Below are 25,186 nucleotides of genomic sequence, written 5' to 3' on the forward strand. Positions count from 1 at the left end.
ACTGTTCGTCCTGGCGTCTACGGGGCGCAGGTGGGCGGTGTGCCGGGCTGTTCGCCGTCGGCGCAGGCGGGCAGGGTCAACCGCGGCGAGGGAGCGGACTGCGCGGTTGTGGGGGCTGCGGACGTGGTGGCGGGCGCCGTGGGGGACGTGGTTGTCGCAGCCGGCGGCGCGACCGCGTACGTGACGGTGATCGAAGAACCCACCGGCAGCGGACCGGTTGGGTTCAGTCCAACCACCCGACCCGGTGCGGCCTCATTGGTCTGCAGCGGCTCCACAGTCACCGCCAGCCCCAGGTTGGACAGCTCGGACTGCACCTGGCGGTAGTCCTTGCCAAGGTACGCGGCCGGGATGACGTTCACCGTTTCCTGGGTGGGCGTCGGCGTATTCCGGGTAGGTGTCGGCGTGGCGGCCGGGGATGTCCGGGTGGGGCTCGCGCTGGTGGCCGGGGCGCTGGTGGCCGGCGGGCTGGACGTGGCGCTGTTCGACGGGAACAGGATGCCCTGCTGGTTCAGGAAGAACCCGACCAGGGCGAACAGCACCAGGAGGATCAAGGCAATCAGCGGCCAGGTCCAGGGACTGCGGCCCTTGCGTTCGGGCTCGTCGGCAGGCTCGTCGTCGTACGTTGTGTCTTCCGGAACCCACTTGCGTTCGGCGGCCAGCGCATTCGCCCGGGCAAGCTTGCTTTGTGGGCCGTCGGCGTCTGCGGCGGAAGCTGCCGCAGCACCGGCCGCCGCTCCGGCGGCGCCGGCACCGACGACGGGGAGGGCCGAGGTGGCGGTGGGCGAGGAATCCCGTGAGGCGCCGATGACACCGGTGGGTGCGGTCGCGGTGTCAACGGGGGCAGTGATGGGCCCGGTTGTGGCGTCGAACAGGAGCATGCCGGGCACGGCGGCCCGGGCAGCGCTGATGTCGCCGTTGCGGATGGCCTCCGCGGCTTCGGCCAGCTTGATGGCGTTGGCGGGCCGGTCCTTGGGATCCTTGGCCAGCATGGACATCAGCAGCGCCCGTACCGGAGCCGGCAGGGATTCCGACAGCGGCGGCGGGGCGTCATTGACTTGTGCCAGGGCGATGGCAATCTGTGATTCGCCGGAGAACGGGCGGTGTCCGCTGAGGCACTCGTAGCCGATCACGCCGAGCGAATAGATGTCCGACGACCCTGTGGCGGTCTGCCCGGTCGCCTGCTCGGGGGCAAGGTACTGGGCCGTACCCATCACCTGCCCCGTCTGCGTCAGCGGAACCTGGTCCGCGAGGCGGGCGATACCGAAGTCGGTGACTTTCACGCGCCCGTCAGGGGTGATCAGCAGGTTGCCGGGCTTGACGTCCCGGTGCACCAGGCCCTGGGCGTGCGCGACGGCGAGGGCGCGGGCTGTCTGGGCGATGATGGACAGCGTGCGGTCCGGCGACAGCACCTGCTCGTGCTCGATGATGCTGCTCAGCGGCTGGCCGGGGACCAGCTCCATGACCAGGTAGGCGGAGCCCTCCTCCTCGCCGTAGTCGAAGACGTTGGCGATGCCCACGTGGTTCAGCAGGGCGGTGTGGCGGGCCTCAGCACGGAAGCGCTGGAGGAATCCGGGGTCGCCGGTGTATTCCTCCTTGAGTACCTTGATGGCGACGATGCGGCCCAGGACGAGGTCCTTGGCTTTCCAGACTTCGCCCATGCCGCCAATCGCGATCCGCGTTGTCAGCTGAAATCTGCCGCCGAGGGTGATTCCCGTTGTAGGCCTCACTTATTCAACACCGCCTCAAAAATTCTCTTCGCGTTCGGACTGGTCAGCTGTGCGCCGGTGGTGATGTCCACGCCTTCCATGACGATCGTGACACCCACCTGCGGGTTGTTTGCGGGGGCAAAGCCGGTGAACCAGGAGTTGTTGGTTCCGTTGCCAAGCTCCGCGGTGCCTGTCTTGCCTGCCACCTGGACACCCGGTACGGCCGCACGGTTCGCGATGCCTTCGCTGACCGCACTGACCATCCAGTCAGTGATCTGGTTGGCAATGGCCGGCGTGGTGGAGGTCCGCAGCTGCTTGGGCTGGGGCTCATCAATGACGCGGAGGTCCGGGGACCGCAGGGTCTTGACCAGGTTGGGCTGCATCTGGACACCGTCATTGGCGATGGCGGCGGTCATCATGGCTACCTGCAGCGGTGTGGCGCGGACGTCCTTCTGGCCGATGACCGACTGGGCCAGGCCGGGCGCGTCCAGGCCATCGGGGAAGGTGTTGCCGCGGGCGTAGTCGAGCTTGAGCTGGTCACCCATGTCCTGGCCGAACCCGAATTTCTCCGCCTGCGCGGCGATCGCGTCACGGCCAATATCCAGGGCGATGCTGGCGAACGGGGTGTTGCAGGACTGCTGCAGTGCGAAGGCGAAGCTGGCGGTGTCCCGCGTGTAGCAGTTTCCGCCGGCGTAGTTGGGCAGCCGGTACTGGATGCCCTCGAACGGCATCTCCGCCGGGTTGGGCAGTTCACTGTCCGCGTTGTACTTCCCGGAGGCCAGGGCGGCGGCGGTGTCCACCAGTTTGAAGACGGAACCGGGGGCGAGGAGTTCGCCTGTGGGTCCGCTGACGCTCTGGTGCAGGTTGATGCCGGGGACCTTGAGCAACTCGTTGACGTTGGCTTCGGAGGCGGCGAGGTCCTGCGTCGCGACCAGGTTCGGGTCGTAGGACGGCTTGGACACCATGGCCAGGATGGCTCCGGTCTTGGGGTTGGTGACCACAATGGATCCCCGCTGCCCGTCCGGGATCAGGCTGTAGGCGAGTTGCTGGAGTTCGGGGTCGATGGTGAGTTCCACCGAGGCTCCCTTGGGCTGGTTGCCGAGGAACAGCTGTCCCACGCGGTCCAGGAACAGCTGGTCCGAGTTGCCGGCCAGTTCAGGGCCCATGGACTGTTCCAGGCCGGTGGCGCCGAAATTCTGCGAAAAGTACCCCGTGATGCCGGCGTACAGTTCCGGCTGCGGGTAGGTGCGCTGGAAGGCGCAGGTTTCGGAGCCGCTTTCCACGGATTCCGCCACGGCGGACCCGCCCACAATGATGGCGCCGCGGTCGTTGCAGAAGTTCTGCAGCACGGCGCGCTGGTTCCACGGATTGGCCTTGAGCTCGTCGGCGCCGATCACCTGGACGTAGCTGATGGCACCGAAGATCAGGGCGAACATGGCGATGGCCGCTACCCACGAATGCCGTATTGCCTGGTTCACAGGTGTTTCACCGCCTCGGTAGGAGTATCAATGCCCGTTGCTTCCGGCCCCTTGGCAGGCGGCAGTGGTGTGGTGTCCACGGGTCCGCGGGCCGTGTGCGAGATCATCAGGAGCAGCCCCACGATGATCCAGTTGGCCAGGAGGGAGGAGCCACCGGCGGCGAGGAACGGGGTGGTCAGCCCGGTCAGCGGGATGAGGCGGGTGACGCCGCCAATCACCACGAAGCACTGCAGCGCAACGGCGAAGGAAAGCCCGCAGGCCAGGAGCTTGCCGAACGCGTCCCGGGTACCCAGCGCGGCACGGAAGCCGCGGGTGAAGAGCAGCAGGTACATCAGGACGACGGCGAACAGGCCAATCAGCCCCAGCTCCTCGCCGAGGGACGCGATGATCATGTCGCTGTTGGCGAAGGGAACCAGGTCCGGGCGGCCCTGGCCAAGTCCGGTGCCGACGAGGCCGCCGTTGGCCATGCCGAAGAGTCCCTGGACAATCTGCATGCTGCCGCCCGGGGAGCGTCCGTAGACCTCTTCGGTGAAGGCGTTCAGCCAGCCGTTGATCCGCAGCTCCACATGGGAGAACACCTGCGCAGCCACGAAGCCGCCGCCGGCGATGAGCGCCAGGCCGATGACCACCCAGCTGATCCGGCTGGTGGCCACGTAGATCATGACGATGAACAGGCCGAAGAACAGGATGGAGGACCCGAGGTCCCGCTGAAAGATGAGCACGCCGATGCTGACCAGCCACGCCGTGATCATGGGGCCCATGTCCTTGAAGCGCGGGAACTGCAGCGGCCCGATCTTCCGGCCGGCAAGCAGGATGAGGTCGCGGTTGGAGGAGAGGTACCCGGCGAAGAATATCGCCAGGGTGATTTTGGCAACTTCACCCGGCTGGAATGTCATTGGGCCAAGCCGGATCCACACCCGGGCGCCCAGGATCTCGCCGGCGCTGATGCCCGGAACCAGGGGCAGGATCAGCAGGAGGGCACTGGCGGCAAGGGAAATAAAGGTAAACCGCCGCAGGATCCGGTGGTCCTTGAGGAACCAGATAACCGCGATGGCCACGGCCATGGCGATCAGTGTCCAGCGGAGCTGGTTGTTGCCCGTGTCATCGCCCGGGGCGTCCAGCCGATGGATCATGGCCAGGCCTATGCCGTTCAGGGCAACTACCAGCGGAAGGATAACCGGATCGGCATATTTGGCGCGTAAGCGGAGGACGCCGTGAAACACCAGTGCGGCCACGGCAAGGAGGCTGGACTGGAACCAGAAGTCGGAGTCGAAGGCCTTATCCTGGTCGACGCCGACGAGCATGTTCGCGCCGATACCGACAGCGAGGGCCAGGAGAAGCAACGCCAGCTCGACGTTGCGGCGGGGTTTAGGCGTGGTGGTGAGCTGGCTCATTGGCCCCCCTCGCAGGTGACAGTGGGAGTTGGTGCGGGGGAGGGCGCGGCAGCGGCGCTGGCGGGTGCCTCGCCGGGCGCCGGGGGCGCGGATGCCGCGGGGGCCGTGGGGGAAGGTGCCGGCGCGGTGGGTGATGCAGAGGCCGACGGCGGGCACTGCTCTTCAGGCGAGGTGGTGCCGGTCAGCTCGAGGTTCTTCACGATCCGCTGCGCGTCGTAGAGGTCATTGGCGGGCACGGTCTGGCGGACGCGCTGCTGCGAGAAGGGGGGCAGTGAATCCATCCGGATGTCCGTTACGGTTTCCAGGCTGGACAACTGGATGGGGCCGAGCCGCTGCGAGACACCGTTGTAGATGGCCACCCGGGAATCGAACTCGCCAATGTAATACCGGGTTTGGGTCCAGGCGTACCCGAGCCATAGGCCGACGGAGAGGAGCACCAGGATTGCTGCTGCGATCGACCAGGTGACCCAACGGCGCGGCTTAAGCGGCACAAAGGTTTCGTCGTCGTCGCCCGCCGGTTCCGCTTTGTGCGTGAGGAGGGTTGCCGCGCGTCGCGCCACGGTGCGGCCTGCGATGGTGGGGATGGACCCGGATTCTGCGGCCGACGCGGCGGCGCCCACCAGTTCGTGCGGGCGGGTGGCCAGTTCTTCCCGGAGGACTTCGGCCGTGAGGTGCTCACCGAGGTGGGGATCGGTGGAGCCGGGCTCCGCGGCGCTGGAGCCGTGCCGCTGCGATCCGGGCTCTTCGCCGCCGGTGGTCTTATCGTCGCCGGGGCCCTTGCCGGCAGCCGCCTTCGCGTCGCCGGCAGGTCGGCCGGAACCGTCGTCGGCCTTGCCGCCGTCTTTTGTGCCGGCTGCCGCCCCCGCCGCGGCAGCGGACTTGGTGCCCACAACGGGAGCCACCACGTCGACGGCGGCGGTGCTGACGTCGTCGGCCGTTTCCTCGACGATTTCGACCATGACAACGGTGACGTTGTCCGGGGAGCCGGCTTCCAGGGTCAGTTCCACCAGGGTTTCCACGCATTCGCGCAGGTCCTTCGTTTCCTTGACGGTGCGCTCGACGGCATGCCCGGCCACGTAATTGAGGCCGTCGGAGCAGAGCAGCCACCGGTCGCCCGGCTGGACGTCCAGGGTGTCGAGATCCAGTTCCGGACTGGCATCGACATCGCCGAGGACCCGCATCAGGACGTTCTTGTGAGGGTGGCTTTCGGCTTCCTCGGGCTTGAGCCGGCCTTCGTCGATGAGCCGCTGGACGAACGTGTGGTCCACGCTCACCTGCTTGAATTCGCCGTCCCGGAGCCGGTACGCGCGGGAGTCGCCAATGTGGGCGAAGTGGAGTTTCCCTTCCGCCAGCAGCAGGGCGGTGACAGTGGTGCCCATCCCCGCGAGCTTGGGGTTGATGTGGACCAGCTCGGACAGCAGGGAGTTTGCGGTCTGGATCTCGTCCGCGAGGACGGTGCCGGCGTCGCCGTCGTAATCGTCCCGGTCCAGGTGGATCATGTCCAGGACCGCGGCGGCGGAGGCGACGTCACCGCCTGCGTGGCCGCCCATGCCGTCAGCCACAACGGCCAGGTGGCGTCCCGCGTAGGCCGAGTCGTCATTCTTTGCGCGGATCCGGCCCACATCGGACCGCGCGGCGAAGCGCATGATGAGGGGCCGCTCCGCGGGTGTTTGCCCGTTTGCGGTGTTCTCAGGGACAGCCACGGCTACGGCCTCAATTCAATGACCGTCTTGCCGATTCTCACTGGTACGCCTGGCTCAACGGGCAGGGCACGGGTAAGTTGCTGGTCCGCCAGGTACGTTCCGTTGGTGGAACCGAGGTCTTCGATGAACCAGCGGCTGCCTTGCGGGAACAGCCGTGCGTGCCGGCCGGAGGCGTAGTCGTCCTCGAGGACCAGGGTGGCCTCCTGCGCACGGCCCAGCAGGATGGGGCTCGCGGCCAGGGGAACAGAGGTTCCCTTTAACGGGCCCTCAACCACGACCAGCTGGCGGGCCTGCTGCTTTGCCGGCGGCGGCGGGGTTTCAGCGAGTTCAGGGTTCTTGCGGACCTGGCGTGCCGTGGGCGCCCCGGCGGCGGCCTTGCGGCCCACCATGAGGTCGCGGCGCATGGCCGAGACGATGCTGAAGATGAGCACCCAAAGGAGCAGGAGGAAGCCAAACCGCAGCGCGGTGATGGTGAGGTCGCTCATGCGTGGCCACCGGGGTTGGCGGGAAGCAGGCGGAAGATGATCTTTGTCCGTCCCATCGTGATGGTGGAGCCGTCAGTAAGTTCTGTGCTGCCGGAAACGCGCTGCCCGTTCACGTAGCTTCCGTTGGTGGAGCCCAGGTCCACGGCGCTGGAGACGCCGTTGGCGGTGCGGATTTCCAGGTGGCGGCGGGAAACACCGGTGTCCTCGACATGGATGTCCGCCTCGGAGGACCTGCCCAGCACAATGGACGGTGCGTTCAGTGAGTAGCGCTGGCCGTCGATGTCCAGCACGGGCTGGAGCCGGACCGGCTGCCGGCTGGGGGCAGCTGGAACGTTCGGCCGGGCCGGTGCGGGAGCTGGTGTGCCGGACGATTTTTCCGTGGCGGAAACAATTTCGAAGTCGCCGGCGCGAAGTTCGGTGTCGCGGCGGAAGGAAATCCGCACGGATCCCTGGAGGGTGTAGCCCTGGCTGCGCACGTGGTTGATCACCACATCGCAAAGTTCTTCCGCCAGCGGGGTGCCCCACTCCTGCGCGCGGCGGAAGTCGTCTTCGCTGAGCTGGACGTCGAAGACGTTCGGAGCCAGGGTGCGTCCGGCGGTGACAGTCAGGGCCTTGTGGTCCACCTCGCGACGGAGCCGGCTGGCGATCTCAACGGGTTCGACCTGGGCCTTGGAGCCAGTGGAGAAGACGCCCCGGACAGCTTTTTCAATGCCGCGTTCGACTTTGTCCAGCAAGCCCATGGTTCTCCTCCTTTCTCCCGGTTCCGGGCAAAACTTGTTCCGGACCTTCGCCCGGCGTGCAGTTCACAACCCACGACTGCGCCTGCAGGAAGCAGCCGCGCCTACATCCGATACTACTGGGCAGGCCTGTGAATGACCTTAATCCACAACGGCCCGCCGCCCGGAAAAGTTCGGTCCCAGCCCCTCCCGCCGCATGGTGTTGCGGGGCTTTCCAGTGTCCTAACAATCTGGTTTCGGTGCTTCCGCGGTCCACTTTTGGGGGGCCGGACGGCTCGATTGGTGTTTTGCGGCAGGTGTCCGTTATGCTTGATCTCGCTGCTTTTACGAGGCGAGGATCCGGGAAACCGACCAGCTGAAGTGGAAGAAGTTGCGCGCGAGTGGCGGAACGGCAGACGCGCTGGCTTCAGGTGCCAGTGTCCGAAAGGGCGTGGGGGTTCAAATCCCCCCTCGCGCACGCAAAGAAAGAGCCCCGGTCCTAGGACCGGGGCTCTTTCGTGTTCGGACCCTTTCGTTTTGACGCGCCGTACGTAATTCCAGAAGCTTGTCCGCGGATCCGGCGGACAAGCCCAGGTCCTGCCGGCAAGCTTAGGATTCGCCGGCCGGGGTGCGGGCGGACGCCTTGAACCGGCGTCGCGAGTTTGCAAGGTGGCTGCGCATGGCGGCCGCTGCCGCCGCCTCGTCGCCATCAGCAATTGCGTCGGCAATGGAGCGGTGCTCCAGCACCACCTGGTCAAAGTGGTCCCGGGCATAATGCTCGACGCCGGTCATCAGCCGGGTGCGCGGCATGGCGATCATGGTCTGTCCCAGGGCCGTGAGGCAGTCGGAGTAATACGGGTTGCCGGAGGCCGCGGCCACGGCCCGGTGGAATTCGAAATCGGATTTCATGGCATGAGCCGGGTGGCCGCCGCTGGCGGTGAACTCTTCCAAGGCAGTATTGATGGCCCGCAACTGCCGGTCGCTGTGATTGCCGGCAGCCAGCGCCGCGGCCTCGGTTTCCACGCCCATGCGGAACTCGAGGAGGTGCAGCCGGTCCTCCGTGGTGGCCACCGGGCGGGCCCCCGGCGCTGCCGAGGGCCCCTCCGAAGGCGGAGTGAGCGCGAAACTGCCGCGGCCGCGCTCCGTTTCCACCAGTCCCTCGGCCTGGAGCCGTGTGAGGGCCGCCCGGACCACGGTACGGCTCACGCCAAAGTCGCTGATCAGCGTGTTTTCACTGGGAAGCTTCTCACCAGGCTGGATGACGCCGTCGACGATACGGTTTCGAAGGTCGGCGGCGAGGTCCGCGGTGAGGTTCCGGCTCATGGCACCAGATTACGGCTTCAGGGCTACGCGCCGAACTCCACGGACTCGGTGGTCCAGGCGCGGGCCTGGTCGCTGAACGTCACGCCGAGGCCCGGGCGATCCGGAACGATCATCCGGCCGTCCTTCGTTTCGAGGCGCTCGTTGAACAGCGGATCCAGCCAGTCGAAGTGCTCCACCCACGGCTCCCGCGGGTAGGCCGCGGCCAGGTGCAGGTGGATTTCCATGGCGAAGTGTGGGGCCAGGCCCAGGCCGCGTTCGTCCGCGAGGGCCGCAAGGCGCAGGAACTGGGTGATGCCGCCTACGCGCGGGGCATCCGGTTGGATGATGTCGCAGCCGTTGGCGGCGATGAGTCCTTTGTGCTCCGCAACGGAGGCGAGCATTTCACCGGTCGCGATAGGGGTGTCCAGGACCTGCGCGAGGTGGGCGTGGCCCTCGAAGTCGTAGGCGTCCAGCGGCTCCTCGATCCAGATGAGGTTGAACTCCTCGAACTGCCGGCCCATCCGGAGTGCGGTGGCCCGGTCCCACTGCTGGTTCGCGTCCACCATCAGCGGGACGTCCCAGCCGATGTGTTCCCGGATGCCCGCCACGCGGCGGAGGTCCTCGGCCGTGTCCGGCAGGCCGACCTTGATCTTGATGCCGCCGATGCCGTCGTCGATGGACTGCGTGGCCCGGGCCTTGACCTCGTCGAGGGTGGCGTTCAGGAAGCCGCCGGAGGTGTTGTAGGTCTGGACCGAGTCACGGTACGAGCCGAGCAGCTTGGCCAGGGGGAGCCCGGCACGCTTGGCTTTGAGGTCGTACAGGGCGATGTCGATGGCGGCCAGTGCCTGGGTGGCGACGCCTGAGCGGCCCACTGAAGCGCCGGCCCAGAGGAGCTTGGTGTAGAGCTTGCCGATGTCATTTGGGTCCTCGCCAATGATTCCCTCGGCAACCTCCTTGGCGTGGGCGTACTGCGCCGGCCCCCCGGCGCGCTTGGAGTAGCTGAAGCCCAGTCCGCTGTGGCCCTGCTCGGTCGTGATCTCGGCGAAGAGGAAGACCACTTCGGTCATGGGCTTCTGGCGCCCCGTGAACACCTTGGCATCGCTGATGGGAACGGCAAGGGGGAGGCGGGCGGTGGACAGCTTGACGTGCCTGATCAGGTCAACGGTGCTCATGGATTCTCCTAGGGGCGGGGACTGGGCTTCTTCGCCCACACACTTAGAATACAAGTACATAACTTGTAATACAAGATTCCTGCTAATCGGCGGCGTTTCATCGATTGGCTTCCCGCCAACGCGGCAATGTAACGTTTAGGTCACCGGTCGGCGCACACGCCCCGGCGAACCATCGTTACTGCTTCTGCGTGTGTTAAGGCCGCCGCGCGGTGCTTCCGCACTGCGCCGCCCGTGACAACACCGGTGGGACATACCAGGCGTCCCGTCGCGCCGCACACCTTGAAGAGGCTTTGTTTTCCATGCGCAGAAACGCTCTGTTCGCCACTGGCATGCTCTTTGCACTGCTCGCCACTGCGGCCTGCACTGCCCCGTCCGACGCCGATCCCGTCCTGACGTCCGTTCCGGCCGACAGTGGGGTTGCCATTGGCGCGGATCCCAATTCGAGGCCGACGGCGGATGTCGGCGCCAGCCAGCTGGCTGCGGCTGAAAGGGCCAGGGAAGCCGCAAGGAAAAGTGGCGAAGCGGCTGCCCAAAGCGGCGGGGAGGCTACCGGCGCAGCTACAGCGGAGCCCTCGGCGACTGCCGCCCCGGACGCAGCGCCGCAGGATCCGGCGCAGCCGCCGAGGGCGCATGTACCCGCGACCGCAGGCCCGACTGGAGCTACTGCTACTCCGACGCCTGTCCGCGCCGGATCCGGGGACTCCGAAGACGGGGATCCCGAAGATGCGGACCCGGAAGATGGGGTCTCCGAAACGGAGGAGCCCGACTCCTGGGACTCCGGGTCGGATGTGGGGTCCCACCCCCGGGACCGGCGTGAGGACCGGCGGCCTGGGCAGTCCGGACGTTAGGGGAGAAGCGGCGCGGAGGTCAGCCGGCCTGCCCCCGGAGCAAGCCCAGGCCGGCAATCAGCGCCTCGAGTCCCAGGCTGAACGCCGTGTCGGCCGGTTTCCAGCGGCCATGCCCCTTGGTTCCTGAATGTCCGCCCGTATCCTGCTCGACGGAAAAACTCCGCACGGCTGCCGTGAAATGCGGGTTTGCCTCAGCCATGGACCCGGGCTCGAAGATGTCGCCTGGCGCAGTCACGTCGTAGGCGGACCCGAAAATAAAGGACTCGAGGGCCACAATCGCAGGAACGATGCGCTCCTGCGGGAACCCGGCGTCCAGGAACCCTTTGCTGACTGTCTCGTACATAGCGAGGGTCTGCGGGGCATCGGTTACCGGCAGCACGGCAATAACGGGAATCAGCGGGGTGTGCTCCGCGAAGACGTCCCGGTAGCTCCGGGCCCATGTCCTGACGGCGTCCTCCCAGGGCTTGGTGCCGAAGGCTGAGACGTCCACCAGTGACGTCAGGTGGTCCTCCACCAGGAGCAGGACGTCGCGCTTGGCTTTGACGTGGTTGTACAGGGCCGACGGCGCCACGTCCAGCAGCTTTGCCAGTGCCGCCATGGTGAGGCCGTCGTAGCCTTTCCGGCTGATCAGCTCGAGGGCCGCCGTCGTAATTCCCGCCTTGTCCAGCACTGCCGCTGAGGGCCGGCCTGCCCGACGGCGGCGCGCCTGTGCGGCGTTCCCTGCAGTCTGTCCCTGTTCGGCTGCTACTGCCGGCATTCGGCGCCCTTTCTTTTGCGGTCCCCAGCATTATTCCACCGGGCACTTCCAGTCCCGCGGAGAAACAGCTATAGTTCTAATAAATGAACGGCATTCATTTAGTGTTACCCCTCACCAGGGGGACACCAGAGAGGACATCATGCTGAACCTGAACCGAGACGTCGTGGTCGTCGGAGCCGGGCCGTCCGGGCTCACGGCAGCACGGGAGCTGAAGAAGGCCGGACTCACCGTGGCCGTGCTCGAGGCCCGTGACCGCGTCGGCGGCCGCACCTGGACGGACACCGTGGACGGCGCCATGCTGGAAATCGGCGGACAGTGGGTTTCTCCGGACCAGACGGCACTCCTTGACCTACTGCAGGAGCTGAACCTGGAAACCTACCCGCGCTACCGCCAGGGCGACTCGGTCTACATCGGCTCCGACGGCATTCCCGTCCGCTACACGGGTGATACCTTCCCAGTGGACCCGGCCACCGCCGTCGAAATGGACCGCCTGGTGGAGCTGCTCGACGGACTCGCTGCCGAAGTCGGTGCCACCGAACCCTGGGCACACCCCAAGGCCCGGGAGCTGGACACTGTCTCCTTCCACCATTGGCTGCGGCAGAACTCGGCCAACGAGGAGGCCTGCAGGAACATCGGCCTGTTTATCGCCGGCGGCATGCTGACCAAGCCGGCCCACTCCTTCTCCGCGCTGCAGGCCGTCCTGATGGCCGCCTCCGCCGGATCCTTCACCAACCTCACCAACGAGGACTTCATCCTCGACCGCCGCGTGGTGGGCGGCATGCAGCAGGTCTCGCTGCTGCAGGCGCAGGAACTGGGTGACGACGTTGTCCTCAACACCCCCGTGCGCACCATCCATTGGCAGCCGGACGGTGACAGCGGCCACCGCGTCACCGTCGAATCCGACCGTGCCACCGTCAATGCCCGGTTTGTGATCATGGCCGTCCCGCCCAACCTGTACTCCCGCGTTTCCTTCAACCCGCCGTTGCCGCGCCGCCAGCACCAGATGCACCAGCACCAGTCCCTGGGCCTGGTCATCAAGGTCCATGCCGTCTACAGCACGCCGTTCTGGCGGAATAAGGGTCTGTCCGGCACCGGTTTCGGCGCCGACGCGCTGGTCCAGGAGGTCTACGACAACACCAACCACGGCGACGCCCGCGGCACCCTGGTGGGCTTCGTCTCCGACGAAAAGGCCGACGCCGTCTTCGAGCTGAGCGCGGAAGACCGCAAGAAGGCGATCCTGGCCTCCATCGCGGGCTTCCTCGGCGACGAGGCCCTGGTGCCCGAGGTCTACTACGAGTCGGACTGGGGGTCGGAGGAATGGACCCGCGGCGCGTACGCCGCCAGCTACGACCTGGGCGGCCTGCACCGTTACGGCAAGGACCAGCTCGCCCCGGTGGGACCCATCTACTGGTGCTCCTCCGACCTCGCCGCGGAAGGCTACCAGCACGTGGACGGCGCCATCCGGATGGGCCGGCAAACCGCCGCGCGGATCGCCGAACTCGCGAACGTGGCTGTTCCCGCCTGAGAAGGAGCCGGAGCCGCTGGTAAATAAGCATGCTTACTAATAGGCTGGCCGTGGGGAGCGTCCCCTAGGCAAACAAGCGAGGTGAGACATGACTGACGCCAACGGCATCAGCAAGGTTACGGACATCATCAACGACTCCAAGATCGGAATGCTGACCACCATCAATGAGGAAGGCGCGCTCGTCAGCCGCCCGCTGGCCGTCCAGGAGGTGAAGGACGACGGCGACATGTGGTTCTTCACCGGTCTCGGCACATCGCAGGTTGCGCATGTCCGCAGGGACTCGCGCGTCAATGTTGCCTTTGGAAAGAACACCGAATGGGTGTCCGTAGCCGGCACCGCCGAAGTGGTGACGGACCGTGCCAAGATCCATGAACTGTGGAACCAGGCGGTGGAAGCGTGGTTCCCGGACGGACCGGACACTCCCGAGGTCTGCCTGCTCCGCATTGATTCTGATTCCGCCGAGTACTGGCACAGCCCGGGCGGCACCGCCGCGACGGTGCTGCAGTGGGTGAAGTCGAAGGTCACCAACAGCCGGATGAGCGTTGGCGAAAGCGGCACCGTGGAACTCTAGATCCACGTGAAACTGTAAATCCATATGACGAGAGAGGGCCGGGGCAGCCGTGGGCTGTCCCGGCCTTGCTGTAGCCGTGTTTTCAGCGGGTACTTCCGGTCCTACCTGTTTCCGGCCCTGGCGGCTGCCAGCGCTCCCAGGACTGCCGGCAGGAGGACATCATTGCGGCCCCACTCCGGATCGAAGATTTCCACATACCAGGAGTCGGCGAGCAGCAGGGCCAGGGTGTCGTTGGTTTCCTCCGCCCAGTCCCGGATCTGTTCTTCGTCCACCGGGTTCTCGCTCGAGCCGAGGACCGTCGTAACTTCCGATCCCACTAACGTCACCGGAATGGCCGCATTGCTGGATTCCCCGGGCGCGTGAGCCACGGTCACCAGTTCGGTGCGGGTGGACAATGCAAGCAGTTCTCCTGCCACGTCCGCGCTGCAGAAGCCCGTGACATACTCCCGCTGGGCTTCTGACCCTGATTTCAGCCCGGGCTGCGACTCTTTGGTGAACAACCCGTTGCGGTTGAGTTCAGCAAGGGCTGTGGCGATGGGGCTGGTTTCGTCGTCGGCGCCCGGTGCGAAGTGGCCGGGCTGGTACGAACTGCCGCCCTCCAGCCACCGCGCGGTCAGTTCGCCCGCGGCGTCGAGGGTGGTGGCCTGCCTCCAGACTCCGCGGTCCTCCAGCAGCCGCCCATACTGGTCCCGTTCTGGTAATTCGTCTGGCTCCATCTTCGGATGCTATCGCCGGTGTGCCGGAGCCTTCCACCGTTTCCGACATACCACTTAACCTCCTGCCCCTGGCACCACCGCTGCAGAGCCTGGCGACGTTCAATTCTGACCTCGCCCGACCTGGCCCCATGGGCATGAGTCCTCGACCCGAGTTAACCCCTTGGATCAGGGAGCCGTGGCCTCGAGCAGGAGTATCCATTCCGGTTGTGGGTCGGGTGGGAGGACGAAGGGTGTGGTGTAGAAGGCTTCCCAGATGGGGTCGTCGGGTTCGGATTCGTTGGCATCTATGAGGTTCTCGTCCTCGGGTTCGTCGCCTGGAGGCTCCAGATCGGGCGGTGCTGATTCGAACCATGCAGGATCCGGCCAGGGTGGTGCGGCTGGTCCTGCGTCGGGAGCTGCGTCCGAACCGCGCCCTTCTGAACCCTGTTTCCCTCCTGAGCCCTGTCTCCCTTCAGGACTCTGTCCCTTCCCGGGTTCTTCCACTCCCACCGGCGCCACACCCATACCCCGTGGCCATTGTGGTGGTTGGCGGTCGGGTTGTTCGGCTTGGTAGTGGCGGCCGGTGGGTGAGGTCCAGCCTGGTGGTTCGTCCTTGGTCGCGGCTGTTGGTTCCCAGCTGCTGTTGTGTTTCAGGCGGTGGTGCCGAGGGCAGAGTTGGGCGAGGTTGCTGATGCCGGTGGTTCCGCCGTGCTGCCAGGCTGTGAGGTGGTCGGTGTCGTTGTCGAGGGAGTTGTTGCTGCAGCCGGGGAAGACACACTTGCCGTCCCGCAGCTGCAAACCTCTTTTCATCGCTTTGGTGAGGCGGTAGCTGGTGCGGCCGATTTCCAGGGGTGTTCCGTCGCGGGGGTCGAGCAGGACGCGGCGGAAGGATTCGGCGCCGCCGGCGAGGAGTTGACGCGCGATGGAGGCGGGGATGGGTCCGTAGCCGTCGAGTTCGGCTGGTTCGTCGGTGAGGCCAAGGAGCGCGAAGAGCGGGACGGTCACGAGGACCTCGGCGCGGGGTGTGTGGACCTTGGCCAGATCTTGGTTCGTGCCCGCGTCCGTGGTTCCGCTCAACGCGGATCTAGCCTGTTGCAGGGTGGTGCCGCAGGGACCCGTGGTTCCGCTCGAATCCGGTTGAGCAGGGTACGGGGTGGTGCAGGCGGCGGGGAGGTCCGGTCCTGCTGCCGGCCTGGTGCTGGGGTTGTCACCGGCGAACGTATTGAGCTCTGTTGCGGGTTCATCGGAGCCTGTGAAGGTGGCCAGCCCGATCACATCGTCCAGCTCATGGGTCGGGGTGCAGCCGGTAGCTGCGTGGTCGGGGGCGGAGGCTGTCCGGTTTGTGAGGAGGCGTCGGGCGAAGATGTCGGTTTTGAGCTGGGTGAGAGTGCGGGCTTCGTTAGGTCCCTGCAGGGTCCTGGCGGTTGCGGTGAGGCCGTTGTTGATCGCCAGCGCCTGGTCGGCGCGCAGGTAGGCGGAGATCCAGGCCATACCGTCCCGGTCCGGGGTGTATTCCACCCGCCGGTCCGCCGCGGACTTGCGGTGGCGTTGTTCGATCGATTCGCGGTGGTGGCGTTCCCGCCAGCTGCGCACCTTTGCCCGTAACCGGGCGGGCACCAGCTCCGATGCCGGGCAACCACGGGCGGGGTTGGGCGCGCCGGGGTCGAGGAAATGCTCCACCAAAGCGGCCGCAGCAGGGTGGTCCAGGGCCTCGGTTTCGTCGGCGAAAATCCGGGCCTGCTGCCAGGACATGGCCCCAACCGACAGGACGTCCATTACCGGCGGCAGGGCACAGACCTGGCGGGACTGGGTCACGAACGCGGACGCGGCCCCGGAACTGATGGTCAGGATCCCGGCGATCTCCTCCACCGTGGACATCTCGGTGTAGGTCCGCTCATGCAGGGGCGCGTCCGGCGGGATCATGGCATGCTGCAGGTCCATGGCTTCGGCCACGGACCGGGCTTTTCGGGCCGCGGCCTGGGCCTCCAGCTTGTTCTCCAGCTCCAGGCGTTCAAGCCGGATCTCATACGCCCGCTGAAGAGCATCCACACCGTCACCGGCAACAGCGCCGGCCACAGCCGAAGCACCGGCGGAGGCGAGTGCAGCGTCCTCAGCATCAAGCGCGGCGAGTGCAGCAACGGTGGCACAGATGGCCTCCATTCGTGCCGCCGCTCCCGCGCTCGTTTCCATAGGAATATCGTCTAACGGGGGTCTGACATTTCCCTTGCTGCGGTCAATTTCGAGGACTGTACCGGAAGACGCGCATCGCTGGGCGGTTTCCTAACCTTGTTCGGCGGGAATTCCTGCTGCGCGTTCCGCGGCGGCGAGGGAGGCAGCCAGGCGCGTAACGGCGTCGGGATAGCCTTGCCGGGACTCTCCACGGAGCTGGTCAGCCGCCCGCATCGCCTTGATGAAGGCCGACGTCTCCGGCAGCCGCACGTCCGTCAGGGCCGGGTAGTCGATATGGCAGGCCGGGTCCAGCTCGTAACGCCGCCACCGGGCGATCACCTCGTCGTGCTGCGCACGTGCTGCCAGGTGGGCCGACTCCAGCTGACGGTCCTCGCGGCGGCGGGTCCGTTGGTCCAGGAACCGGGGAGTGGCCCTGTAGGCCGCGACGCCCGCTGCCACACCGGCACCCCCTAGGAACAGCCCCGTCCAAGGTGAAACGAGGGTTGGGATCAGCAGGGCAGGGACGGCGACGCAGGCTCCCAGGAACAGGTCCCAAAACACCTGGTCCGTATGCCCGGCCGTGCCATGCGGGCCGGCTTGGTCATGCCCTCTGGACAGGGCGCGCCGGCGGACTACATAGACCGTGGCCGCCACACTGGCTACCAGCAGGGGACCGGCGAGCACCAGCGCCCACACTCCCTGTACCAGACCCTCGAAGAACCCTTCCCCCATGGCTGCCACCCGACCTCCAGCATGAGCCCGGGCCGCGGAATCCCGGGCTGGTCATTCAATTCCACCGCGCCGGACGGACGGGGTCAATGGCTGGACTTCAACGCGCGGCCGGCACTGTTTTGGCAGGTGGAACAGGGGTAGGTTTCCCGTACGGGGACCGGCGCCGTTGCCGTGCCCGACTTCGGGACAGGAGATGGACTGATGGCTCGGATGGACAGGATCGCCGAACCCTGGGGGACACGGACCCCGTATCCAAGCGGAGGAACGTGGCCGGTCCGGGTTGATTCGCACCTTGCCGAGGGCGTCTCCCCGGAGGATGTTGACCGCTGGGTCCAGACGGCCTCCATCCTCCACTCGAACGGCGATGCCATGGACATCGCCGTCAAGGACAATCGGATAGTGGGTGTGCGCGGCCGGGCCGTGGACCGGGTCAACTACGGCCGCCTGGGCCCGAAAGACCTATACGGTTGGCAGGCGAACGGCTCCCCGGACCGGTTGACCCGGCCCCTGGTCCGGAGGAACGGCAAGCTGGTGGAGACGGACTGGGACACCGCCATGGGCCAGGTGGTGGCGCACTCCAAGGCCCTGTTGGCCGAACAGGGCGCCAGCGCGATCGGCTTCTACACCACGGGCCAGCTGTTCGCCGAGGAGTACTACACGCTGGGTACCATCGCCCACGGCGGCATCGGCACCAACCACGTGGACGGCAACACGCGCCTCTGCACCGCCACCGCGGCGGAAGCACTAAAGGAATCCTTTGGCTGCGACGGCCAGCCCGGCTCCTATACCGACGTTGACCATGCGGATGTGATTGCGCTCTATGGCCACAACGTGGCCGAAACCCAGAGCGTACTCTGGACGCGTATGCTGGACCGGCTGGCCGGCCCCAACCCGCCCAGGATCATTTGCGTGGACCCGCGCCTCACACCCGTGGCCAAGGCAGCAACGGTCCACCTCGCCCCGCGGCCCGGCACGAATGTGGCCCTGATGAACGGGATACTGCACGAGATCATCGCGAACGGCTGGGTGGACCAGGACTACATCCAGGCCCACACAGTGGGTTACCAGGAGCTCGAACAAGAGGTCAATAAGTACCCGCCGGCCCTGGTAGCCGAAATCTGCGGCGTCCCCGGGGAAAAGATCCGGGAGGCAGCGCGGATCATCGGGCAGGCGGAACGGCTGCTGTCCACCGTCCTGCAGGGCTTCTACCAGTCCAACCAGGCCACAGCCGCCGCGGTGCAGGTTAATAACGTCCACATCATCCGGGGCATGCTGGGCAAACCCGGCTGCGGGATCCTGCAGATGAACGGTCAGCCCACAGCCGAGAACACCCGCGAATGCGGCGCCGACGGAGACCTGCCGGCCTTCCGGAACTGGTCCAACGACACCCACGTCCAGGACCTGGCACGGGTCTGGAACGTGGACCCGATGGCCATCCCGCACTACTCGCCCCCGACGCACGTGATGCAGATGATGCGGTACGTGGAGGAAGGCTCCATCCGGATGCTCTGGGTCAGCGGCACCAACCCGGCGGTGTCGCTCCCGGAGCTCGCCCGCATCCGCTCCATCCTGAAACAGGACCGGCTCTTCCTGGTGGTGCAGGACATCTTCCTTTCCGAGACGGCGCAGCTGGCCGACGTCGTCCTGCCTGCCGCCACGTGGGGCGAAAAAACCGGGACGTTCACTAATGTGGACCGCACCGTGCACCTGTCCGAGAAGGCCGTGGACCCGCCCGGCGAAGCGCGGCCGGACCTGGACATCTTCATCGACTACGCACACCGGATGGACCTGAAGGACAAAGACGGGCAGCCGCTCATCAAGTGGCATGACGCCGAGTCCGCCTTCGAGGCATGGAAGGAATGCAGTCGGGGCCGCCCCTGCGACTACACCGGCATCACCTATGGCAAGCTGCGCGGCGCCTCGGGGATCCAGTGGCCGTGCAACGGGGAAAATCCGGACGGTACCGAGCGGCTCTACACGGACGGGAAGTTCTGGGCGCACCCTGAGTACTGCGAAACCTACGGCCGCGACCTCATCACCGGGGCTCCGGTGGAACCTGAGGAGTACAAGGCCCTGAACCCGGAGGGGCGCGCCATCATCAAGGCCGCCGAATACGTCCCGCCGCATGAACTCCCCAGCCGGAAGTTCCCGCTGCAGCTCATCACCGGCCGCACGCTCTTCCACTTCCACACCCGCACCAAGACGGCGCGGGCACCGGAACTGCAGGCGGCCGCACCGGAGGTGTGGGTTGAGATGTCAGCGCACGACGCCGGCACACACGGAATCGCGGAGGGCGACGTTGCGGAGGTGGAGACTCCCCGCGGCTCCGTCCGTGCGCAGGTGCGGATCGGCGGGATCCGCGACGGTGTCCTGTTCCTGCCCTTCCACTACGGGTACTGGGACACCGGAACCGGCCATGAGCCCGGCGACGTCGGCCGCGCCGCCAACGAGCTGACCATCACGGACTGGGATGCAGCCTCCAAGCAGCCCATCTTCAAAACCGCCGCCGCCCGCATCCGCCGCGTGGGTGCAGGTGACGGCCCCGCGCCGGCGCCGACCAACACGGCGTCCGCGCCCGCCGTCGAACTTCCCGGCACCGGCACCCGCGGCATCCCGACCGCCCTGGCCGGGGAAGACATCCGCACCACCGCAGGGGAGGGATCGCTGTGAAAATCGGGCTGGTACTCGAACAGCTGCACCGGGACGAGAACGACCTGGCGCAGGAACTCTTCCACGTCTCGGAACGGCACAAGGTGGACCACGAGATCTACCACTTGGGGCGGGACCTGGCGAAGTGGTCCCAGCAGCATGTCCGGGAGATCGCCGCCATCGCCACCCGCTACGGCCAGGAGCTGGACCCGGAACCGCGGAGCGAAAACACGCTGCTGGAAAAGCTCCGCGAAAAGGGCAGCCAGCTGGTGGGCCGGGAAGGCGAGGCCGGGCTGCTGCTCCTGCGGGACCTGCGCGAGGTATACACGAAGGCCTGCGGCGTGTCGGCCGACTGGGAACTCCTGGCGCAGGCCGCCCAGGGCATCAAGCACACGGACCTGCTGGACGTGGCCCGGCGCTGCCACCCGCAGAACCTCCGGCAGATGAAATGGGCCAACGGAAAGCTCAAGGAATCCGCAACGCAGATCCTCGTGAGCTGAGCGGGAGTATGTTGGGGACCATGCGAATCAAAATGTGCAGCATCCACGTCAAGGACCCCGCCGCCGCCCATGCCTTCTACACGGGCATTTTGGGCTTCGACACCCTCATGGCCATGCCGGAGTACAACCTCTACATCATCAAGGACCCCGGCGCCGGTGACAGCTCAGTGGGGCTTCTCCTGGAACCCAGTGACAACCCGATCGGCTCCGACTACATGAACGCCGTCTACAAGGCCGGGCTGCCGGCGATCGTGTTCGGCGTGCCCGATGTCCAGGCGGAGTACGACCGGCTGGTGGCCGCGGGCGTCAGCTTCAAAACCCCGCCAACGGAGGACCCGTCCGGCATCACCGCCGTCTTCGACGACGGCTGCGGCAACTACGTCCAGCTGCACCAGGACTGACCCGGCGCGACTGACCCCGCGCGGCTACTTTTTGGCAGCCTTCTTCGCCGCCTGCTCCTTGACCCGCTGGTTCTCGGCGCGGACGGCTGCGTGCGTGGCTCGCTCGGTGACCAGCCACTGCGGGGGAGCCTGCAGCAGCGCGGTGATTTCCGCCGTCGTGAGCGCTTCCTCCACGCCACCGCGGGCGAGGCCGCTGATGGACACGTTCAGCTTCTGCGCGACCACCGGACGCGGGTGCGGGCCGTTGCGGCGCAGCTCGGCGAGCCACTCCGGCGGGTTGGACTGGAGTTCGGCGAATTCCTCGCGGGTGATTGTCGAATCCTGGAACTCCTGCGGCGTTGCGGGCAGGTAGATGCCAAGTTTCTTGGCAACGGTGGCCGGCTTCATGGACTGGGAGTTCGCAGAGGTCATGCTTCAAGGGTATCCGGGCGAACGGTACTGTGAAGACGTGCCCTCCTCCAACGAACCCATCCCCGACGCTTCCCCTGAGCCCGAAGTTCCTGCAGGGACGCGGACTCTCCGCATCGCCTACGTGGCCGGCGTTACGCCGGGAAAGTGGATCCGCCGGTGGGAAGAACGGATGCCGGGCGTTCCGTTGACCGCGTTTATGCACGACGGCGGCGCGCAGGCCGGCGCGGTCCGTGACGGTTCCGCGGACATGGCCTTTGTCCGCCTTCCCGTTGAGCGCGAGGGCCTGAGTGTTATCCCGCTCTATGAGGAACAACCGGTGGTGGTGGCACCCAAGGGGCACGAGATTTCCGTCTTCGAGGAAGTGGCCCTGGCGGACCTGGAGCAGGAATCGTTCCTGGACGTTGCTGCCCTGGGCGGTCCCGAACCCGCCCTCCAGGTGGTGGCCGCCGGCGCCGGACTGGCGGTCCTGCCGATGTCCGTGGCCCGGCACTACAACGTCAAGGACACCGTGGCCCGGCGGCTTAGCGGAGCGCCGGGAACCGAGATCGCACTAGTCTGGCTGACGGAGTCCACGGATGACGTCCTCGAGGAATTCATCGGGATTGTCCGCGGGCGGACGGCCCAGAGTTCACGGCAGCCGTCGGCGCAGCCGGTAAAGGCTAAGAAGGAACCCAAACCTGACCGGCGCGGCGGCGGCACCCCCAAAAAAGCTCCGAAAGTCGCCCAGCGGTACGCGCCCAACCCCGACAAGGGCCGCGGCCGGGGTTCGCGGAAAAAGGGGAAGCGGTAACCAGCCATGGAACAGGCCGGTTCCCTGGGCGGGAACCGGCCTGTGGCTGTGTCAAAGCACCGTTTTAGGTGTTTTGGACGTGGTCTTTGGCGTCGGTGGCGCGGTCCTTGACGTCGGTGGCGGCGTGTTGGCCTTCGGTTTTGACGTTTTGGGCTGCGTCGGTGGCGGTGGATTTGACGTTTTCCACTGCTTCCTTGGCGGGTTCCTTGAGGTCCTGGACCATGTCTTTGGCGGCGTCGGTGACCTGGGTGGCCAGGGGCTGGGCTGCGGTTTTGAGTTGGTCCGCGGCTTCGCGTTCTTTTTGGCTTGGCGGGATCAGGGATGAGACGAGCAGTCCGGCGCCGAAGGCGATCAGGCCGGCGGCGAGGGGGTTGCCCTGGGTTTTGGCTTTGACCTGGTCCGGGGTGTGGGAGATCGCGGTGCCGGCGTCGCTGAGTTTGGCCGAGACGTTGTCTTTGGCGTCGTGGAGGGTGTCGCCGGTGGAGTGCAGGGCGTCGGAGGTGTGCCCGGCACCGGAGTGCAGGCGGTCTTGTGCGCGTACGGTGGCGTGGTCTGCTGCTCCCATGACTTTCTCCTTTACGCCGGTGACGGCGTCTTTGAGCTTGTCGGTCTGGCGGTGGACGATGTTGGACGGGGTGACTTTGTCCGCGACGGCGTCGACGTTGGTGCCCAGGCGTGCCCGGGTGGCTTCTATGTCTTGGCGGATTGCGTCCGGGTTCTCGCTCATCGGTTTACCTCACCTGGTTTTAGGGTTGGGGGGATTTCGGAGAGTGTTTCGCCCGTTTGGGGCAGGCCCTTGATCTGTTTGAGTTCCTTCCGGCCGATGGAGGCCAGGATGGCTGCGGCGATGCCCCAGATCACGGCGACGATCACGGCGGCCCAGCCCAGTGGCATGAGTGCGCCGAGGGCGAACATCAGGGCCAGGGACAGGAAGATCAGGACGAAGTGGCCGGCGACGCCGGCTCCGGCGAGCATGCCGGAGCCTTTCCCGGCGCGGGTGGCGGACTGTTTGAGTTCTGCCTTGGCCAGTTCCACTTCCTGGCGCATCAGGGTGGACAGGTCCCGGGTCACATCACCCAGGAGCTCACCCAGCGAGGCGTTATCGGCCTTCTGATGCGCCTCACTCGGCGGCATCTCAGGAATCTGGCTACTCACAGCTGGCGTCCTTCCGTTGACCGGTAGGTGCCGTCCGTCCCGCGGTAGCTGCCGTCCTCGTCACGGTAGGGGTCGTCCTCGAAGCGCAGCGGGCTGTCCTCGGTGGTCCCGGACGGCAGGGTTGAGGTGGAAACCGGGGCGCCCGTCGCAATGGTGGGCTCGGTGAGCAGGTCATCGGTGCCAGCGGCGTAGACGGTCTCCGGATGGAGCGGGGCGACCGGCTGGCGCGTCACGGTGCGCTGCGCCGGCGTGGCGTTCACGGACGCCTGCTCCGGTGCGCCCCCGGTCAGGCCACGGGTAAGGCGGCCTGCCAGGACGCCTGCACCGGCGGCCAGCAGCAGGAACGTGCCCGGGCGGTTACGGGCGAAACGCTGGACCTCGGCGAGCAGGTCGCCGGGTTCCTTGGTTTCGAGCCACGATGCCACGGATTCGCTGCGCTGGGCCGCCTGCCGGATGAGGTCGCTGGCGACACCCTGCTGTTCAGGGGCATTAGCCATGCTCTGCAGCTGGCTGGAGATGGTGCGGATGCCTTCCGCGGCCTTCTGCTGCTGTGTGCCGGCCTGGCTGGTGAGGCCTGACTTGGCCTGGTGCAGCAGGTCCTGTGCGCTGTTCTTCGCCTCCGCAGCCACGTTCGCGGCCTCGCTCTTGGCCGTTTGGGCTACGCCCTGGGCGGCAGCGGCTGCGTCGCTGGCAAAATGCGAGGCCTCCTCCTTGGCCGCCTGGGTCTTGGAGGTGCCGGACGTGTCCGGGGCAGCGGTGTAGCTGTCTCCAACTCCGGTGGCCGGCGCCGCGAAGGGGTCGGTGGCAGCGGTGTTGGGGGTCTGGGGCCATTGGTTCTCTGTCATCGGGCTCTCTTTCATCAAGGATTAGCTGGCGATCAAGAACCAGCAGTGCTGGCGATTAGTAAGCAAGGTTACTAACTAGATACTAAGCACACTTTGCTTTTGATGCGCAAGGCCCCTGACCTGCTGTAACAAAATTCCGCACCCCGGGCCGGCCGCGGATAGTAAGCCTGCTTGCAAAAATGATGCTAAGCATGCTTATTGTAGGACGGTAGCGACGCAGGAGCCTCCGCATATTGCCACCTACAGGAAGGCAACGGCCGATGACCAGCAACCTCGACCCCGACGCCCGAAACAGCTACCGCTTGATCACCCTGGCGGCGCGGCTGGTCCAGCGCCGCCAGGACGACGCGCTGGCTCATTTGGGACTAACGCGGGCCGCCGTCATAGCGCTGGAAGGCCTGGCCGGCGGGCCATTGAACCAGGAACAACTTGCCGACGCGATCCGGGTACAGAGCCAGACGTTGGGCCGCATCCTGACCCGCCTGGAAGCCACGGGATTGGTCTCGCGGACCCGGCAGGCGTCAGACCGCAGGCAGTTGAAGGTGGAACTCACTGACGCCGGAGTGGCGGCCCTGGAAGCGGCGCGTGCCGCCGAGATTAATGCCTACCCCGATGACCCGACGATCGGCTGGAAGGTGTTGCACAACGAGTTGACCAAGTTCGTCAGCGCGTTGCCGGCGGGGCGGCACCCGGGTGTGGTGCCGTTCGTCGCACCGGACCACCGGTCCACGCGCCGGCCGTATCACCCGTGGTCCGGGGGCCATCACGGCCCGGACATCCACGGTGAGGAGAACCCGGACCCGCAATCCTAGGATTTTGCAGGTCCGGGTTCCGTTGTTTCCGACTACTCTTACCAGCTGGACAGTTTGGTGGAAGAGGCTAGTCCTGCTGGTCCTCGTCCTCTGTCAGGAGCCCACGCTGGGCAAGGTCCGCTTCCTCTGACGCTTCCTCCGGAAGGGGATCGGTGGCAGGCGGAACGTCGCCCGGCGCGTAGTCGGCCAGGCCGGCCGCCACCCGTTCCTGTTCGGCCGCCGCCTCGTAGGCGTCGTCGTCGATATTTTCGGGCATCTTTCCGTGCCCCGTCCGGCTCGGGCCAGGAAGTGCGTCCTCTTGCGGGATGATGACGCCGGCCGCGTCCTCAGGGTTCTCGTTCACTGTAGTCATCTTGCTCTCCAATCAGTT

Annotated in this window: 24 protein-coding genes and 1 tRNA gene; 8 read left to right on the forward strand and 17 right to left on the reverse strand. The window is 66.4% G+C overall.

Translation table 11 applies throughout. The features are described 5' to 3' along the window. Nucleotides 1-17: 17 nt before the first annotated feature. The 6 genes from ACYQ1Z_RS07425 to ACYQ1Z_RS07450 are packed head-to-tail and all read right to left on the reverse strand — an operon-like array spanning nucleotide 18 to nucleotide 7,506. Nucleotides 18-1,727, reverse strand: a complete 1,710-nt coding sequence (locus ACYQ1Z_RS07425) for a protein kinase domain-containing protein (protein ID WP_459791845.1) — start codon at nucleotides 1,725-1,727, stop codon at nucleotides 18-20. Beyond that, on the reverse strand, nucleotides 1,724-3,184 hold the full coding sequence (locus ACYQ1Z_RS07430; RefSeq protein WP_459791846.1) for a penicillin-binding transpeptidase domain-containing protein: 1,461 nt from the start codon (nucleotides 3,182-3,184) through the stop codon (nucleotides 1,724-1,726). The genes ACYQ1Z_RS07425 and ACYQ1Z_RS07430 overlap by 4 nt, the downstream gene beginning before the upstream one ends. Next, a complete protein-coding gene (locus ACYQ1Z_RS07435) occupies nucleotides 3,181-4,578 on the reverse strand; it encodes an FtsW/RodA/SpoVE family cell cycle protein (protein ID WP_459791847.1) in 1,398 nt (465 codons plus the stop codon). The genes ACYQ1Z_RS07430 and ACYQ1Z_RS07435 overlap by 4 nt, the downstream gene beginning before the upstream one ends. After that, on the reverse strand, nucleotides 4,575-6,281 hold the full coding sequence (locus tag ACYQ1Z_RS07440; RefSeq protein ID WP_459791848.1) for a PP2C family protein-serine/threonine phosphatase: 1,707 nt from the start codon (nucleotides 6,279-6,281) through the stop codon (nucleotides 4,575-4,577). Before ACYQ1Z_RS07440 ends, ACYQ1Z_RS07435 begins: the two co-directional genes overlap by 4 nt. 2 nt (nucleotides 6,282-6,283) lie before the next feature. After that, a complete protein-coding gene (locus ACYQ1Z_RS07445) occupies nucleotides 6,284-6,766 on the reverse strand; it encodes an FHA domain-containing protein FhaB/FipA (RefSeq protein WP_459791849.1) in 483 nt (160 codons plus the stop codon). Further along, complete coding sequence (locus tag ACYQ1Z_RS07450; RefSeq protein WP_459791850.1) at nucleotides 6,763-7,506, reverse strand: FhaA domain-containing protein; 744 nt, start codon at nucleotides 7,504-7,506, stop codon at nucleotides 6,763-6,765. The genes ACYQ1Z_RS07445 and ACYQ1Z_RS07450 overlap by 4 nt, the downstream gene beginning before the upstream one ends. A gap of 371 nt (nucleotides 7,507-7,877) precedes the next feature. Here ACYQ1Z_RS07450 and ACYQ1Z_RS07455 point away from each other — a divergent pair. Beyond that, a tRNA-Leu gene (locus ACYQ1Z_RS07455) sits at nucleotides 7,878-7,960 on the forward strand. Nucleotides 7,961-8,091: 131 nt separating this feature from the next. Here ACYQ1Z_RS07455 and ACYQ1Z_RS07460 read toward each other — a convergent pair. From ACYQ1Z_RS07460 to ACYQ1Z_RS07470, 3 genes are all read right to left on the reverse strand, one after another. Beyond that, the gene (locus ACYQ1Z_RS07460) at nucleotides 8,092-8,805 is read right to left on the reverse strand and encodes a FadR/GntR family transcriptional regulator (protein WP_459791851.1); all 714 of its coding nucleotides are present in this window, start codon (nucleotides 8,803-8,805) and stop codon (nucleotides 8,092-8,094) included. A gap of 23 nt (nucleotides 8,806-8,828) precedes the next feature. Continuing rightward, nucleotides 8,829-9,956 carry an L-talarate/galactarate dehydratase gene (locus ACYQ1Z_RS07465; RefSeq protein ID WP_459791852.1) on the reverse strand — a complete coding sequence of 376 codons (1,128 nt, stop codon included), beginning with the start codon at nucleotides 9,954-9,956 and terminating at the stop codon, nucleotides 8,829-8,831. 867 nt (nucleotides 9,957-10,823) lie between these two features. After that, complete coding sequence (locus tag ACYQ1Z_RS07470) at nucleotides 10,824-11,561, reverse strand: TetR/AcrR family transcriptional regulator (RefSeq protein ID WP_459791853.1); 738 nt, start codon at nucleotides 11,559-11,561, stop codon at nucleotides 10,824-10,826. A 139-nt stretch (nucleotides 11,562-11,700) separates the two neighbouring features. Between ACYQ1Z_RS07470 and ACYQ1Z_RS07475 the strand changes: the two genes are divergently transcribed. Continuing rightward, nucleotides 11,701-13,086, forward strand: coding sequence for a flavin monoamine oxidase family protein (locus ACYQ1Z_RS07475; protein WP_459791854.1), 1,386 nt, complete (start codon nucleotides 11,701-11,703; stop codon nucleotides 13,084-13,086). 88 nt (nucleotides 13,087-13,174) lie between these two features. Further along, entirely contained in the window at nucleotides 13,175-13,657 is a 483-nt protein-coding gene (locus ACYQ1Z_RS07480) for a pyridoxamine 5'-phosphate oxidase family protein (RefSeq protein ID WP_459791855.1), read from the forward strand. Between the two features lie 101 nt (nucleotides 13,658-13,758). Here the strand turns inward: ACYQ1Z_RS07480 and ACYQ1Z_RS07485 are convergent, their stop codons facing one another. The 3 genes from ACYQ1Z_RS07485 to ACYQ1Z_RS07495 all read right to left on the reverse strand — a co-directional run bounded on the left by ACYQ1Z_RS07485 (nucleotide 13,759) and on the right by ACYQ1Z_RS07495 (nucleotide 17,253). Next, nucleotides 13,759-14,373, reverse strand: a complete 615-nt coding sequence (locus ACYQ1Z_RS07485; protein WP_459791856.1) for a DUF6919 domain-containing protein — start codon at nucleotides 14,371-14,373, stop codon at nucleotides 13,759-13,761. Nucleotides 14,374-14,538: 165 nt separating this feature from the next. After that, a complete protein-coding gene (locus ACYQ1Z_RS07490; RefSeq protein WP_459791857.1) occupies nucleotides 14,539-16,542 on the reverse strand; it encodes an HNH endonuclease signature motif containing protein in 2,004 nt (667 codons plus the stop codon). 90 nt (nucleotides 16,543-16,632) lie between these two features. Continuing rightward, a complete protein-coding gene (locus ACYQ1Z_RS07495; protein WP_459792007.1) occupies nucleotides 16,633-17,253 on the reverse strand; it encodes a hypothetical protein in 621 nt (206 codons plus the stop codon). Nucleotides 17,254-17,454: 201 nt separating this feature from the next. Between ACYQ1Z_RS07495 and ACYQ1Z_RS07500 the strand changes: the two genes are divergently transcribed. Genes ACYQ1Z_RS07500 through ACYQ1Z_RS07510 form a run of 3 tightly spaced genes read left to right on the forward strand, consistent with a single transcriptional unit; the run spans nucleotide 17,455 to nucleotide 20,803 of the window. Continuing rightward, nucleotides 17,455-19,923 carry a molybdopterin oxidoreductase family protein gene (locus tag ACYQ1Z_RS07500; protein ID WP_459791858.1) on the forward strand — a complete coding sequence of 823 codons (2,469 nt, stop codon included), beginning with the start codon at nucleotides 17,455-17,457 and terminating at the stop codon, nucleotides 19,921-19,923. Next, on the forward strand, nucleotides 19,920-20,402 hold the full coding sequence (locus ACYQ1Z_RS07505) for a hypothetical protein (protein WP_459791859.1): 483 nt from the start codon (nucleotides 19,920-19,922) through the stop codon (nucleotides 20,400-20,402). Before ACYQ1Z_RS07500 ends, ACYQ1Z_RS07505 begins: the two co-directional genes overlap by 4 nt. Nucleotides 20,403-20,422: 20 nt before the next feature. Beyond that, nucleotides 20,423-20,803: a VOC family protein gene (locus ACYQ1Z_RS07510; protein WP_459791860.1), complete on the forward strand. Its 381-nt coding sequence runs from the start codon at nucleotides 20,423-20,425 to the stop codon at nucleotides 20,801-20,803. A 24-nt stretch (nucleotides 20,804-20,827) separates the two neighbouring features. Here the strand turns inward: ACYQ1Z_RS07510 and ACYQ1Z_RS07515 are convergent, their stop codons facing one another. Then, the gene (locus ACYQ1Z_RS07515; RefSeq protein WP_459791861.1) at nucleotides 20,828-21,214 is read right to left on the reverse strand and encodes a DUF5997 family protein; all 387 of its coding nucleotides are present in this window, start codon (nucleotides 21,212-21,214) and stop codon (nucleotides 20,828-20,830) included. Here ACYQ1Z_RS07515 and ACYQ1Z_RS07520 point away from each other — a divergent pair. Further along, entirely contained in the window at nucleotides 21,213-22,004 is a 792-nt protein-coding gene (locus ACYQ1Z_RS07520; RefSeq protein ID WP_459792008.1) for a LysR family substrate-binding domain-containing protein, read from the forward strand. The two genes, ACYQ1Z_RS07515 and ACYQ1Z_RS07520, sit on opposite strands and share 2 nt — an antisense overlap. Nucleotides 22,005-22,068: 64 nt before the next feature. Here ACYQ1Z_RS07520 and ACYQ1Z_RS07525 read toward each other — a convergent pair whose 3' ends face one another. From ACYQ1Z_RS07525 to ACYQ1Z_RS07535, 3 genes are read right to left on the reverse strand one after another with little or no spacing between them, the layout of a single operon-like run. Next, a complete protein-coding gene (locus ACYQ1Z_RS07525) occupies nucleotides 22,069-22,731 on the reverse strand; it encodes a DUF3618 domain-containing protein (protein ID WP_459791863.1) in 663 nt (220 codons plus the stop codon). Then, on the reverse strand, nucleotides 22,728-23,138 hold the full coding sequence (locus tag ACYQ1Z_RS07530) for a phage holin family protein (RefSeq protein ID WP_459792009.1): 411 nt from the start codon (nucleotides 23,136-23,138) through the stop codon (nucleotides 22,728-22,730). Before ACYQ1Z_RS07530 ends, ACYQ1Z_RS07525 begins: the two co-directional genes overlap by 4 nt. A 17-nt stretch (nucleotides 23,139-23,155) precedes the next feature. Continuing rightward, nucleotides 23,156-24,004: a hypothetical protein gene (locus ACYQ1Z_RS07535; protein WP_459791864.1), complete on the reverse strand. Its 849-nt coding sequence runs from the start codon at nucleotides 24,002-24,004 to the stop codon at nucleotides 23,156-23,158. A 260-nt stretch (nucleotides 24,005-24,264) separates the two neighbouring features. Here ACYQ1Z_RS07535 and ACYQ1Z_RS07540 point away from each other — a divergent pair, with 260 nt between their 5' ends. Further along, a complete protein-coding gene (locus ACYQ1Z_RS07540) occupies nucleotides 24,265-24,816 on the forward strand; it encodes a MarR family winged helix-turn-helix transcriptional regulator (protein ID WP_459791865.1) in 552 nt (183 codons plus the stop codon). Between the two features lie 67 nt (nucleotides 24,817-24,883). On the opposite strand, the gene ACYQ1Z_RS07545 is transcribed toward ACYQ1Z_RS07540, so the two are convergent. Then, nucleotides 24,884-25,168: a hypothetical protein gene (locus ACYQ1Z_RS07545; RefSeq protein ID WP_459791866.1), complete on the reverse strand. Its 285-nt coding sequence runs from the start codon at nucleotides 25,166-25,168 to the stop codon at nucleotides 24,884-24,886. Between the last annotated feature and the right edge of the window lie 18 nt (nucleotides 25,169-25,186).

The organism is Arthrobacter sp. AD-310 (assembly GCF_054656615.1).